This is a genomic window from Paenibacillus andongensis, from assembly GCF_025369935.1.
GTDB classification, from domain to species: domain Bacteria; phylum Bacillota; class Bacilli; order Paenibacillales; family NBRC-103111; genus Paenibacillus_E; species Paenibacillus_E andongensis.
Genome location: NZ_CP104467.1, coordinates 2281439 through 2296064, shown reverse-complemented (window position 1 = coordinate 2296064; position 14626 = coordinate 2281439). Strand labels below are relative to the sequence as shown.

Here is a 14626-nt window from a genome sequence, read left to right as displayed (position 1 = left end):
TATATCAACAAAATAATACTATTCATAGTCTGAAAGGATGTGCCAATGATGTGGTTTGGCGTCGATTATTATCCGGAACATTGGCCTGAGGAGCGCTGGCCTCTGGATGCGAAGATGATGCGTGAAGCGGGAATGAACACCGTGCGGCTGGCGGAATTTGCATGGGCGTTGCTGGAGCCTGAGGACGGCTTGTACGATTTCGCATGGCTCGATCGGGCGATCGAAGTGCTAACGCGGGAAGGCATTCAAATTATATTAGGAACTCCTACGGCCGCTGCGCCCAAATGGCTGATGGATAAATACCCGGATATGTATCCTGTAGACATCTACGGACTCACCAAGGGTTTCGGAACGAGAAGACATTATTGCCCCAATAACAAAATTTATAGACAATATTCCGTACTTATCGCAAGAAGGATGGCCGAGCATTACAAGGATCACAAGCATATCGTCGCCTGGCAGATCGACAATGAATTTGGAGGAGCATGCTATTGTCAGAGTTGTCTACAAGCCTTCCGACTGTGGGTGAGGAACAAATATGGCACGATTGATAAGCTTAATAAAGAGTGGGGCACGGTATTCTGGAGCCACACTTACCGGCACTGGGATGAAATCATCCTTCCCGCTTATTCGTCTAGCGATGGCTTCAGCCAAAATGCCGGCGCCCAGCAGTTGCTGTCCACGCCGTATAATCACAATCCGGGACTGTTGCTAGATTACCAGCGCTTCTTCTCAGACGCAACGGCGGAATACCAGCGCCTGCAGATCGAGGAAATTCGGGCTTGCACCAACTTGCCGATTACCCATAATCTGATGGGACACTTCAGTGAGCTGGACTATTTTGACCTTGCCAGGGATCTGGATGTCGTCTGCTGGGATAACTATCCAAACAATATGTGGGGCAAATCCTCCTACACCCAAGTGTCGATGGCCCATGATTTAATGAGGGGACTGAAGAACAAGAACTTCTGGATGATGGAGCAGCAGAGCGGTCCCTGCGGTTGGCACATGATGGGCGACACGCCAGAGCCCGGACAGCTCCGGTTATGGACCTACCAGGCGGTCGCGCACGGAGCGGAAGCCATGGTCTATTTCCGCTGGAGATCCTGTACGGTGGGCATTGAGCAGTATTGGCACGGCATTCTGGACCATGATGGTATCGGCCGCAGAAGGTACAGGGAAATCAAAGCTATCGGGGCGGAAATATCAGCTCTCAGCGGTCTACTCGTTGGGTCTGATAATGTAAGTTCCGCAGCGCTGATCAAGTCTTACGACAACTTCTGGAGCCATCGCGGACAGCCGCATAATGTGAATTTCAATTATAACGGACTGCTTGACGCCTATTATTCGGCAGTCGCCAAGCAGCATGTGAACCTCGACGTCACCAGTGTAGAGAGCGACTTCTCCAAATACAAGCTTGTGATGATGCCGGCGTTCAATCTCGTAACGGAAGCAATCGCAGCGAAATGCGAGGCTTATGTCGAACAAGGCGGCGCTCTCGTGCTTACCTTCCGCTCAGGCACCCGCACATGGAACAATCAGATGACCACGCTGACGGTTCCCGGCTTGTTCAAGCAGCTAGCCGGGGTAGAACTGGAAGAATTCGATTCCGTCAATTTCGGCAGAACGGTCCGCGTTCAGAGCGCTTTCGGTGAAGGCACCGCCTCCGTCTGGTGCGACGTATTGAAAACCGATGGCGCAGAGGCCATAGCGACGTATGCCAGTCATTATTATGCGGGCGAAGCTGCGGTAACCGTCAACTCGTTCGGGAAAGGCCGCGTCTACTATGTGGGATGCGACCTAGATGAAGCAGCATTGGGAGCCTTGACGGAGCTGATTGTGAAAAAGGAAGGCATCCCCACCACCCTGTCTGTTCCGACCAACGGGCTTGAAGCTATCGAGAAAGTGAAGGACGGCCAGGCCTTTCTCATGTTGCTGAACCACAACAATGAGCATGTGGAGTGTCCGCTTAACGGCATCTACGAAGATGCAATGAACGGTACAAAAGTGAAGGACCGCATCACCGTGGCTCCTTACGGCGTGCATGTCTTATTGAAGCGATAATCAACTAGGCCAAGACATGCAAATAGGGCCTCAACCAAGCAGGTTCGACTGCGGGTTGAGGCCATTTTGCCATTGCCACTGTTCTTTTAGGGAACCAAGAGTAATCCGTTTGTGTTGCAAATAATAAAACTGCCAAGTATACCCTTACTTTATTGGATAAACTATGAAGCCAATCCAAACAATTTATTGAGAAAAATGATCTTCAAAAGCTTGATTTATCAAGGACCGTTTGCAAAATTAGTGAGAAAAACAATTACTTGCAGCATAACTACCAATACTACCAATTTTTCATAATTAGTGATAATATCCACTGCACTCGAAATGTATAATTATGCAATTATCGTGTATGCAATTTTTTTATAAAAAAACAAAAAAACCGCTTGTTGAAAGCGATTCTTTGGAAGAACTTATTTAAGTTTGTAGCTTAGCTTATTTAGATCTATTCGAATGTCTAAAATCAACGGGCTTGTCCATCAAAGATATTAAGCAATATATGGATTGGCATGAGAAAGACGATGCTACTTTACAAAAAAAGCGTGATCTATTTTATGAACGTCTTGAAGTTGTAAAAGAGATGATGAAGGACATAGAAAAAACATTGGCCATAATCAAATATAAATGTTGGTATTATGATACGGCATTAGCCATCGGCTCGGAAGAATCTCTAAAAAAATCGGTCGCCGGAGGAATTACCGGAGGAAATACAGGAATTAGCGAAAGTCTTCTTTGGTTGATTCTGAAACTAAACTAACGACAAGCCTGCGCGTCGTCCGTCTATTTCTTGTCTACCATGCGCTTTTATCTCTGTTATATAGATGTCGTAAAAAAACTGACTCCATAAGCTCAAATCCGCGACATCACTCTTTTCTATAGTCACTGTGCAAAAGCGCCGCTGTTGTCTGCAATGACGGTACTTTGTTATAAGTTGGCTCTCTTTTTCGGTTTTAGTAGTACATTGAATAAGGTAAACCTTTAGCCAGCGACCTGGTAATGCAAAAATGCGGTACAAGAAGCTTTTCTTGTATCGCATTTTTTTGCTCATTTAAACCCACTGCTGCATGTTTAATCAAATTGTAGGCAAAGAAAATCAACCGACCTCAAATGTCATTTTAGACAAGCCATAGCAATCATCGCTTCGCCTTATAAAACTCATGATATAGCTTCATCAGCGCCCGCTTCTCAATCCGCGACACATACGAACGCGAAATGCCCAGCTCTTTCGCAATCTCCCGCTGTGTCCGCTCTTCCCCGCCAAGTTCCAGCCCAAACCGCCCGACAACAACTTCCTTCTCGCGATCATCTAAAATCTCTAAGTTCCGATAGATTTTGCTCTTCTCAATCTTCAGCTGCACCTTATCCACGACATCATCAGCTTCCGTGCCGAGGATATCGATCAAAGTGATCTCGTTCCCCTCTTTATCCGTGCCGATGGGATCGTGCAGGGACACATCTTTGCGCGTTTTCTTCAGCGAACGCAGATGCATGAGAATCTCGTTCTCGATACAACGAGCCGCGAATGTCGCGAGCTTGGTCCCTTTGTTCGGCGAGAACGATTCGATCGCTTTGATCAATCCGATCGTCCCGATCGAGATCAAATCCTCTAAATCTTCTCCTGTATTGTCGAATTTTTTGACGTTGTGAACACAAAGCAACGTAGATTCCCTACTCGATAGCGGAAAAAAGGCAGCCGAACTCACTGCTACCCATATCGTGCACCTCTATATCGCATATATATAAACCGGAGAAGCTTTGCAGAGTCCTGAAGCAGAAAAGCGAGATAGGCACCGAACTGAGACGCGCGTACGACCCCAAACGTCTTCTTCCATGTGTTGAATCCTTGTTAGTAATCAAAAAGGAGGGGCGCCAAGCCCCCCTACCTCTCACACCTCTTTTCCCCGTTACATGTTCAATTCGTTCTCTCCACTTCCTCACCAAGAAATCAAAAAAAGCCAAAATCCTATTGAAAATGCTTTAATAAAATAACTTTTTCAAGTAGAATTGGTAGTAGCCAAATATATTTTTTAAAAATATAAACCTACTGAGGTACTGATATGAAGCCACAAATTCTCCATTTCATTGCCCCTCCAATACCTTACTTCCTAGATTGCGGAAACGCTTTCTATTCAGAAGGAGAACGGCACATTTCAAGATCTAATATTGGGACATTTGATTTAATTGTTGTTACCAAGGGGGCCATATCGATTGGAGAAGGTTCGCACGAGTGGGTCGTTAAGCAGCGCGAAGCCGTTATACTTCGGCCTGATCTGCATCACTACGGGACGGCGCCCTGTGAGCAAGAAACAGAAATCATCTGGATTCATTTCCACACTTATGGCGCCTGGGGCGAATACGAGGATATGAATGCTTGTCTAGAAAATCAAACAATTTTGATTGAAAATCACAAAAAAAGCGCATTTCTGAATCATGCGGAAGTTAACTCAATTTTCATACCCAAATTTACAAAATTAACACAAAAGTCATTTGAAATTTTAGAGTATTTCTTCCAATTAGAGCAGGAGTCTCGCTCGCTTCGCAACTGGCGTAAACAAAATACGTTTCAATTATTTATGCAGCATATCAACCGTGAATTAATAACGACAACGGACATGACCGCCTTTCATTTGGCTGAGAAAGTCGAAGTGTTCATTCGCCAAAACTATACCAAAAAAATATCGAATGCTATGCTCCAGGAACAGTTGAATTACCATCCTAATTACCTAGCGAAATGTATGTTAAAGGTATTCGGTATGACACCGAATGACTATTTGCTGCAGTATCGCATTGAACAATCCAAGAAGCTTTTGATTCAAACGGAATGGTCGATGACCCGAGTTGCGGAAGAGTGCGGCTTCCAGCATGCTTCTTATTTCTCCTATTGTTTTTCAAATAAAGAAGGCATCTCACCCTTAAATTTTCGCAAAAATTTCACCGGAAAGCCAAATCAATAACCAAAGAACCTTCAGTTCCACGTTTGACGCGGAGTTGAAGGTTCTTTGATTCCCGCTGTTTGTTTTAAGACAAGCTTTCTTTTACCCAGACCATCATCTCACCGGCACCGCAAATGCAAGTTGCCGCCGTTGTCCATTTCTTCCATGCCCGAACAGCCCAACTATTCTTACGTACCGAAAACCTTCCACGACTCAATACCTGTTGAAAACGTAGATTTAGCTGTAATATTTACGCGAATCTTGGTCGTCGACACCGGAGTGAAGGTCGTCGTATTATACTGATTGGGCAACAGACCTAATCCGGACGGACTAGCAACATTGACCCAAGCTGTGCCGTTCCAATACTGAATCGTATAGGAAGCAGGAAGATCGATGCCTTGATCGTCATCAAACCAATAAATCGCTGTGCTGGAGAGATTCTTAGCTGCGGAGAAATCCAATTGCACCCACTGCGTCGTACCTGGGTTATCCCAGTTACCATAGACAGAGTGTCCTCTGTCATTCGAACTTGTTGGCGTATACCCATCATTCAAACCAGCCAGACTTTCCCATGCAGATACGAAGGATGTCGTGGCTGTCCCTTGAGGAGCAACGTCGGTAGGTCCTGTTGATGTGCCAACTTGCAGCTTAATATCATACGTTGCATTCGTTCCAATACTAAGACTTACGACCGTCTTAGCACCGCTTGTCGCATTTACCGTGCCCGTTACAGCATTGTTTACAAGCACATTGTACGTACCAGCAGGAAGACCTGTAAACGTTACTTTCGTAACATGAGCGGATGATGTCGTTACATTTTTCAACGTAAAATTCACATCGTTTTTAGCTGTGGCCACAATCGCTGACGTATATTGATCTCTTTCAAGTTCCATAGAGAATTTCTCGGTAATCAGATTTAGACGTTTGTTTAAACCATCTTTAGGGGTAATCGTGTATTTCCCGCTATTCAGCGTAGCATCTGCTCCATAGCCATATAAACCAAAGATTGGATCCACGGAAACATCTGCACTTAATACTTTCAATGCCCCGAATAAGCCTAAATCAGCTTCACCGCTCATTCCGCGCCAACCGTTGAATAAAGGTCCGACGTCTAGTCCAAGTGCGCCATAATTCCCTTTATTAGCTTGATAAGTCCAGGAAACGGCTCCAATATTGGCAGCGTCGCTGCTAATTTGACCTGAATTAATCGCACCGACATTCGCTATCTTGGCGGCATAGGATAACCGTTGTTCCGTCTCTGGGTTGGTTGAATTCGAGCGAATCCAATCGTCCATTGCATAACCGGCTAACGAGGTGCTGTATTGGAAATTCCACCAATTGTCCCCTGTAATCGTAACGGGCTGATCCCATATTCCTCACCAAAAAGCAACTTGATGCGCGTGTGAACATTCGTCATCCCCACTCCTTTTGTTTCAGATTTCAAGATGGATTCCACCTTTTCATTGCTCATCCCCATGCCATTATCACGAAGGAAAAACTCTTTCCTTATGATGGCTTTCCATGACCCTATTCCTGTTGAAAAGGCAGCCTTCGCTTGTATGTTCTACTTGTTGTTCATACTTTCCGCACCGTTGCTCACAGTATGGCCTGATCGTCCATTTCGAGCTATGGATTGAATGTTGATGGACAAAAAATGCTCCCCCAAGACGTGGGTCGTCTTAAGGGAGCGTGCAAATTACTATAACTTTAATAAATTATTAATGACTTGTGCGGCCTCTAACATGACTCATACTGAAAGTGATTCTCCTAAAACTTATTTCTTATTTATTAAAGCTTGAGCATCTCGAAGCAAGTATGTTGCAGCTTCGCTTGAGACATGCTTACCCGCTTGTGCCTGTACCTCGCTCACGAAACTCTCCACATTGCCTTTATCCAATTTCTTTTGCAAGCTATTGGCAATTCCTGCATTATCAATCCAGTTATTCTTGGTAAATCGAGTGATCAATGCCTTTAAAGCGTCAATGCTTGTCGACGTCTGAAACGTCACTGTTACGCTAGCGGTGTTCCCAGCTAAGTCGCTCGAAACCACATTAAATGTATGCGTTCCAAGAGGCAGCGTATAAAGTGGGATGGTCGTTCCTATCTGGAAAGAATACGTATCCAGCGTTACAGTAGTCCTACTGCTGTCAACTCCCGACATGCCGTCGTTCAGTAAAAACATAGGCAAGATATCCCCGGCATCGCCAAGGTTACTATTTCCCACTAATCCAGAAATGCTGATTGTTGGTGCAACTACATCCAGGTTAAAGCTGACTGTCTTCGCGACTTCTACGTTGCCCGCATTATCTGACGAACGGTAGCTCAGATTATATTTTCCGTCCTGATTCATGGTAACGGGTCCCGTATATGTCTGCCATGTTCCCATGCCATTTAGATTGTACTCCGTCTTTATACCTGATTGATTGTCGGCAATCAGGTTTACCGTAACCGGATGTACGTACCATCCGTTCCGTCCATCCGGCTGAGACGGCGTTAGAACTGCTCTCGTTGCCGGTATGGGGCTAGTGACCGTTACGTTCGATACAGCTTTAATCGATGTTCCATCCACTTTGCCATATACCTGAAATGTACCGCTCTGTGCATACTGCGACGGATCAATCGCATCCCAACTCACATCTACGGTACCCTGACTTGCGTTTTCGTAGATGACCGCAACCGTATCAGGCAACGCCGGAGCTTTGCCGATTGAGGTTGAAATCGCAACAGGCTGAACGCTTTGCACATCTTTACCGTCATAAATAGCCTTAACTTGCTTGGCTGTCATGGCGCCATTATAAATCCGGAAATCGTCTAACGTTGCATTCAGTTGCGCGCCATTGCCATAGCCGGATACGCCGATTTTCTTAACATCAGAAGCAGCGGTAATGGAATTAAGATCACCGTCCATATCAATCTCTTGTGCGATACCATTCTTGTAAATCGCCGCTGCCTTGGTCTCCGAATCGAAGGTGAACACGACATTGGTCCATTCGTTCAAAGGAAGGAAATCATCCGGCGCCGATTTCACAAAGAAATTGCCCGTTCCGTCGACCATAACCAAGCTGGACACATCGCCGTTATATGTGACGAAAAATCCATTGGCCGCATAATCGTTCTCCGGCTTGAACCATAACAATATGTTCTCATTGCTGCCCATGCTTGCCGTCCGTTTAATCCAATAGGACAGCGTAATTTTGCTCGGCTGCAAGTCTTCGCTCCTGCCTAGGTCTACATAATTTCCGCTTGTGCCGCTAAAGGTTAAAGCGCCGTTCTGATGGCCACTCGGTTCCCAGGCCAGCGATCCTTTCGTCGTTCCATCATGTCCGTTACCTGAAGCGTCGGCAACGCTTCTGCCGTTTGTCTCATCGAAATTGTACCGTGCAACCAATGAAGGGAACGGATCCAATTGGACTCCTGTTACAAGAATATTCGCTTTTGTCTTCAAAGTCGTTGATCCGACCACAGTACCCGTTACTGTGAATGAATTACCTTTTGTAGCATATCGGGCAGGATCGATAGCGTCCCATGAAACTGGAACATCAATGGTGCTGGCATTTTTCAAATGAGCGGTTACGGTTTGCGGTAATTTCGGAGCCACTTTCTCCTGTGTAGTCAGATTGACTTCATCCAAGGAAACAATATCATCAAAAGGCGGAGCCGCAAGTGAAGCGATTTCCGCTGCACTAAGCGCACTGCTGTAGATTCGGAAGTCATCCACGATGCCATCCAAATAAGGATCGGCGAACTGGGATTTTCCGATGTAATTATTGATCGTTTTCCCTAAGCTCGAAGGATCCAGAGTGATGTTTGTGTTGATTCCAACCTGTACGCCATCGACATAAAGAATCCCAGTTCTTCCGGAGAGAGTGAACGCAACATGTTTCCATACGCCGGTAGGGAGAGCCGGTGCATTGATTACCTGTTCTTGACCCGGCCCATTCCCGGTCGTTGTTATGCCAAACTTCATCCCTCCTCCGCCTACTTTCGGCGACAGGTACATATACGTATTCGTTCCGCTTCCGAAGTCGAATATTCTTGCATAGTTACCCAATTTGTTTGCCTTCACCCAAGTTACAATCGTAATATCATGTACGCGACTCAGGATGCTCACAGGCATTTTTACATAACTATCCGTGCCGTTTAATTGCAATCCGTTGTCTTGCTTGCCTTGAACCCACGTGGCCGAACCTTTCAGAGCTCCATCCATGCCATTGCCTGTTGAATCGGAGGCTGTAGTTCCACTTGTCTCATCAAATGAATAGTTTGCGATAACCGGAGGCAAGGGCGGCGCAGGCGCTACCGTCACTTTAACGGTATCTTCAGAAGAAAGTTCCGAGTCGCTTACTTGCAGCTTGAATACATAATCCCCGGCAGTGGAAACGGTTGCCGTCGTATTCAATGCAGCAGCGTCAGCAAACGTTGCCGTACCTGGTCCACTTACCAAGCTCCATGCAGCTGTTAACGTGCCGACAGGAAGATCATCGTCGCTAGCCGTTCCTTTTAAACTAATATCGTCCGGCAAAGTAATTGAACTATCGGAACCCGCATTCACGATCGGAGCTGTATTTGCATCCTTAATTCCTTCTTGCAGCTCAACAGTATAAGCTACTGCCGATCCGGCATTAATCGTAAGCGTTGCTTGAGAGCCATAGGCATTCAATTTACCTTGATGCACACCATCGACTAAAATATCGTAAGTCGCTTTTTTAAGTCCCGTGAACGCAATTTTTGTTTGATGCTGTGTGCCAGGCGTTACGTTTTTCATGCTCAGCTTAACGTAGTTCTTGCTCTTCGCGATTGCGGCATTCGTAAACTGATCTCGATCCAGCTCTAAGTTAAGCTTTTCGGTGATCAGATTAATACGCTTGAATACGCCGTCTTTTGGCGTTATGACGTAGTTTGAGCCGTTTTCCGTTACATCTGCGCCATATCCCGTTAAACCGAAAATCGGATCCATGGCCACATCGCTGCTCAGAATCTTGATCGCTCCGAACAATCCTAAATCGGACTCACCCGTCATCCCTCTCCATCCGTTAAAAAGCGGGCCGCCATCTAATCCCATAGCGCCGTAGTTTCCTTTTTCCGCTTGATATGTCCATGAAGATGCGCCGATGTTCGCAGGGTCTGAGCTAATCTGGCCTGAGTTAATCGCACTAATATTGGCAATTTTAGCAGCGTAAGATAGCCGCTGTTCTACCTCAGGCGTTGCGGAATGATGGCGAATCCAGTCATCTATCGTATAGCCGGCGAGTGAAGTCGAGTACTGAAAGTTCCACCAGTTCTCACCCGTTATCGTAACCGGATCCGCATAATAATACCAGACCGGCATTTGTCCGCGATCGGCCCTTGTTTTTGCAATAATTTTGCTCATCATCGTCGTATTGTTGTTCATTTTGGCTAACGTATAGACCGCTTCTTCTCCGGTATTATCGTAGCTGTATTCCGAACCGTACGGATATGTCGTGTTTTTAAAATTGTTATACTTCGTAGCCATCTTAGCGATGAGATCATTCGCCTCAGCCGTGAATCCCTCATCCTGCAGGGCTTTAATAATATCAGGCGTCGTCAGTTCGCCCATAAGACCTGTCTCCCAGTTGTACGCAACCGGCCCGTCGTATAAGGCTTTGAAAATGTTATATGTCCGCAGTAGATATTCTTCTTTCGTATGCTTGTAAGTGACAAGATCCGGATACATTTTAGCAATCTTATACATGCTGAAGTACGTATTATAAATATGAGGGTAAGCATAGCCACGATACGTCGGCGTTGTGTTTGGCTGATTCATTAAGAAATCCGGAACCAAATAATCCTCATGATGCCCATTCATCAGATTGGTCCAAACGGCTGTCTCCAGATAGTCATCGAGCGCACTCACTTCCGACGCAATCGGGACCTGCGAGTTCTTTTCGGCTAAAAATTGTCCGTGCGTTAATCCCCAGTCATCGCCCCATCCCCAATAACCGTTAAATCGGTTTCTAGTCGTTTTATTTTGCATCATCCAATCGTCAAAAACCTTATCTCTAATCGTTCCCGGATCATTGTACTGCGTCTTTTCTACCATAAAAGTGGCATGTCTCTGCAATGCGGCATCAATAGGCTCAATCGCATAAAACTGCAGGACGGTTTTTTCCCCGTTTCCATATTGAACTGTAATATCATTCTGTCCAAGATGCCCCAGGGTGAGCTCGTATATCTTATGATTCGTATCTACCGTATTCAGATAATTGACCGTTGTCTCAGATGGATACTGTGCGGTAACGGAAGTGATGTCTTTGAACGTATGCAAATCGATCTTAGCCTTCATGTTGGTTGCAAAAATCATCCCCGGCACAACGGTGACATCTACGAGCCCTTCGTCATAGAGCTTGGCTTTCACATCGTTATCGTCAGCTGTTTTAAAAAACTTAAAAGCATAGGTCTTACTCTCGTTCGGAGCGAGAATCAGGCTTGTATTCGGGAGGTACCCCTTGTTGGTACTCTTGATCACGTTGGAATGAATATAGTAAACATTCAATCCTTCCACCCAACCTGCCGAATCATTGGTCCAGTTGCTGCCCGGATGCTCCTCACGCTTCCAGCGGTCTTGATATTCAAAGCCGGCGCCGGTCGCTGTATCAGGAACCATAAGCAAGGAAGAACCGATGCCGCTCGGTCTTTGAATCGTGATATACGAGCTGTTATTTCCAACAAACGAATGATTCAAAACTCTAGTTTCATAAATGCGGTCATTCGGCGCCTGCCATAATTCATTAAACGGCAAAGGAAGGCCAAGATCCCCGATCTCTAGCGTCTGGCTGCTCGTGTTTTCAACAGAAATGGTCCATTTGATGTAATCGTCCACCAAAGCATACTTTTCAATAACTTTAAAATTTCGGATTCCTTCTGGGTTTGAAGCGTTTTCATAGGTGACGGTAATTTCATTCCCATTCTTCGTTATCGTTCTTCCGTCATCAGACTTGCTTGTCCAAGCCTTCGTCCACTCCCCGCTTCCAAGCTTGTATGTAAACATCAGTTCCCCGAGCCATTGATGATCGAGTGTATTCTGGTTTGGCGCGTTAGTGGGATTCATCACATATTCCGTCGGGAATACATCCCCTTTTAACTTCAAAGAGGTGATTTCACCATGGGTTCCTGTCTGTATCTCAAAAATATCATTGGACATACTGTCCGCAAGAGATTCGGCAGATACCGACATCGGCAGGAGACATAAGAAGATAATGACAGCAAAAACAAGCTCGAATTTATACCGAACCGATCTCTTGATTTCCGTTACTTCCATCTGGTTACCTCCAATTCGAATTTTGTAATCCCTTTCGTTAACTTCATGGCCTATGGGTCTACGCCCCTCCTCTCCAAATACGAACCAAAAAATAATATTTCTAAACCATAAAGAAAGCGCTTATAAATTATAACGCGATTATCGAGGAATGAATTACATAATCACAATCACTTTTTTAGAAATTTCACACTCAAACGTCTGTTCTGCAGTCTGGTATAGTTGAGCGAAGTCGAATTTTCTTCTATACATTACTGGCGGCAAGGAATTGCTTCAAATTTATATTAGCTGGATTAAAAATAGCCTAAAATCGTCGATTTTAGGCAAGTACATTGTTCAGTGCTTTCCATAAAAAGGACGGTCTACCGGACTTTTGGCTGCCAGAATTGATCAATATGCCTAACATGCATATCCTTTCAATGAAAGAACGCGATAATTGAGTAGATCAGCATGATCAAGCGCGATCGAATACTCATCTTCGCATTGCTTCCTCAAGGCATCCGGACTAATTTTTCATTCCGGTCATCGTGATTCCCTCTACAAAATACTTCTGACCTATTAGGTAGAAAATGACGCCTGGAGCAAAGGACAGGCACGTAGCTGCCATCGTCATCGACCAATCCTGCTTTAATTGACCTTTAAAATTGGTAAGCCCCAACGCTATGGTGAATTTATCGCTCGAATTAATGTAAATCATCTGTTGGAGCAAATCATTCCATAAGCCGATGAAAATAAACAAGGCGACGACGATCATAGCGGGCTTGATCGCTGGCATAATAATGCTGAACAAAATGCGGAAGTACCCAGCGCCGTCAATCGTTGCCGCTTGGTCGAGTTCTCTCGGTATGGAGAGAATGAACTGCCTGATCAAAAAGATATTAAAAGCGCCGCCGCCGCAAAAATACGGCAAAATCAATGGCAGATAGCTGTCATTGAGCCCCAAACCTCGTGTCCATCCAATGTAGAGGGGAATGAGCGTAACCATGGCAGGCAAGAGCATAGAACCGACACAAAGGATCCAGATCAATTGTTTACCCCTAAACCGCAACCTCGCAAAGGCAAATCCGCACAAGGTGGCCGTGAACGTTCCCGCCAAACAGGAAGGAACGATAATGATCATTGTATTCCATAAGTATTTCCAAAATTTGAATACCTTCAATGTTTTTTCATAATTGGAAAACAACCAATTGTTCGGTAAGAGAGATGGCGGATATTTGTAGATCTCGGGATTCGTCATTAGTGACGTGCGGAATATCCACCAGATCGGGAATAGCACGATGAGGGCAAATACAATGACGACTATAAGCGTAAGCACGTTCATCGTTCGTTCACTGCGTTTTTTGCTCTTAAATGTGGAGTAAGCGGCTTCGCTCATTTATCGTCATCTCCTTCGGAAAAGATCCACCGTTTCGACGTCTTGAACAAAACAGCAGTAAAAGCGGCGAGAATAGCGAAAATAATAAAGGTCGTCGCGCAGGCATAGCCTAGCTTGTAATTGACGAAAGCCTGATCATACATCAGATAAGTCATGAATCGGGAAGAGTTGCCGGGACCGCCATTGGTCAAAGCAAGGGCTGGCGTAACGACTTGGAGATTGGCGATCAAGCTCAGCAACAGGTTGTAAAAGATGATCGGCGTCATACAAGGCAAGGTGATATGCCGGAAGCGATTCCATCCGTTTGCACCATCCATTTCAGCCGCTTCGTGATAGACGCTCGGAACGCTCTGAAGCCCAGCCAAAAAAATAACGATTAAGTTCCCCGACAGCCAGACTGCAATCATTGAAAGAGATGGGATTACGTAATTAGAATCTGCGATAAAGAGAACTTTGTTCAATCCAAGTTCGGAGAGGAGATAGTTAAAGAAACCGAAATTCGCCTCGTAAAGCCAGGACCATCCTACGTATATAGCGGCAGCAGGCAAAACGAAAGGCACATAGAAAACAGCTCTGAAAAAACCTCTTGCTGGAATTTTACGGTTCAACAGCATCGCGATGAAAAGTGAATAAATCATGCTTCCTGCTACGGATAAAAATGCGAAGTAGAGCGTCGCTATTATTGAATCTTTAATATAAGGATCGGTGGTAAATAGCGTGATATAATTGCTGAAGCCGACGAATTCAGGGGTTTTTAGCCCTGTCCAATTCGTCATACTAATTCCCAACACACCGAGAAGAGGCAGATAGGTAAGGAAGATCAGTCCAAGTATTGCTGGAATTAAGCATATATAAGCAACTCTTGCCTCGCTTGAATGAAAGCGGGAACGGCGCTGCTGAGGTTTATTAAAGGTTTCCATAACTTGCCCCCCACCTCAAATTTGAAGGATGACCGCCGCTTGCATGTTCTTGGCGGTCATCCTC

The 14626-nt window shown here is 45.4% G+C and carries 7 protein-coding genes and 3 pseudogenes; 3 read left to right on the top strand and 7 right to left on the bottom strand.

The annotated features are described in order from the left end of the window. Positions 1-45: 45 nt before the first annotated feature. Complete coding sequence (locus NYR53_RS10400) at positions 46-2064, top strand: beta-galactosidase (protein ID WP_261305093.1); 2019 nt, start codon at positions 46-48, stop codon at positions 2062-2064. 466 nt (positions 2065-2530) lie between these two features. After that, entirely contained in the window at positions 2531-2815 is a 285-nt protein-coding gene (locus NYR53_RS10395) for a MerR family transcriptional regulator (RefSeq protein WP_261305092.1), read from the top strand. A 376-nt stretch (positions 2816-3191) separates the two neighbouring features. Here the strand turns inward: NYR53_RS10395 and sigK are convergent, their stop codons facing one another. Then, the gene (gene sigK / locus NYR53_RS10390) at positions 3192-3761 is read right to left on the bottom strand and encodes an RNA polymerase sporulation sigma factor SigK (protein ID WP_437180142.1); all 570 of its coding nucleotides are present in this window, start codon (positions 3759-3761) and stop codon (positions 3192-3194) included. A 354-nt stretch (positions 3762-4115) separates the two neighbouring features. Between sigK and NYR53_RS10385 the strand changes: the two genes are divergently transcribed. Further along, on the top strand, positions 4116-5012 hold the full coding sequence (locus NYR53_RS10385; RefSeq protein WP_261305091.1) for a helix-turn-helix domain-containing protein: 897 nt from the start codon (positions 4116-4118) through the stop codon (positions 5010-5012). 167 nt (positions 5013-5179) lie between these two features. Here NYR53_RS10385 and NYR53_RS34615 read toward each other — a convergent pair. From NYR53_RS34615 to NYR53_RS10350, 6 genes and pseudogenes are all read right to left on the bottom strand, one after another. Continuing rightward, positions 5180-6361: pseudogene (locus NYR53_RS34615) on the bottom strand (galactose-binding domain-containing protein); the annotation flags it as partial. Then, on the bottom strand, positions 6298-6462 hold the full coding sequence (locus NYR53_RS10370) for a hypothetical protein (RefSeq protein ID WP_261305090.1): 165 nt from the start codon (positions 6460-6462) through the stop codon (positions 6298-6300). The pseudogene NYR53_RS34615 and the gene NYR53_RS10370, both read right to left, overlap by 64 nt. 303 nt (positions 6463-6765) lie before the next feature. Continuing rightward, positions 6766-8223 (bottom strand): annotated as a pseudogene (locus tag NYR53_RS10365) (OmpL47-type beta-barrel domain-containing protein); the annotation flags it as partial. 186 nt (positions 8224-8409) lie between these two features. Further along, positions 8410-12186, bottom strand: a pseudogene (locus NYR53_RS10360) (DUF5695 domain-containing protein); the annotation flags it as partial. A 586-nt stretch (positions 12187-12772) separates the two neighbouring features. After that, complete coding sequence (locus NYR53_RS10355; protein ID WP_261305089.1) at positions 12773-13642, bottom strand: carbohydrate ABC transporter permease; 870 nt, start codon at positions 13640-13642, stop codon at positions 12773-12775. Further along, positions 13639-14562, bottom strand: coding sequence for a carbohydrate ABC transporter permease (locus tag NYR53_RS10350; RefSeq protein ID WP_261305088.1), 924 nt, complete (start codon positions 14560-14562; stop codon positions 13639-13641). Before NYR53_RS10350 ends, NYR53_RS10355 begins: the two co-directional genes overlap by 4 nt. Between the last annotated feature and the right edge of the window lie 64 nt (positions 14563-14626).

Coding starts and splice junctions, on each gene's coding strand:
- NYR53_RS10400 (WP_261305093.1), top strand. CDS start 46: ATGATGTGGTTTGGCGTCGATTATTATCCGGAACATTGGCCTGAGGAG.
- NYR53_RS10385 (WP_261305091.1), top strand. CDS start 4,116: ATGAAGCCACAAATTCTCCATTTCATTGCCCCTCCAATACCTTACTTC.
- NYR53_RS10370 (WP_261305090.1), bottom strand. CDS start 6,462: ATGAGCAATGAAAAGGTGGAATCCATCTTGAAATCTGAAACAAAAGGA.
- NYR53_RS10355 (WP_261305089.1), bottom strand. CDS start 13,642: ATGAGCGAAGCCGCTTACTCCACATTTAAGAGCAAAAAACGCAGTGAA.
- NYR53_RS10350 (WP_261305088.1), bottom strand. CDS start 14,562: ATGGAAACCTTTAATAAACCTCAGCAGCGCCGTTCCCGCTTTCATTCA.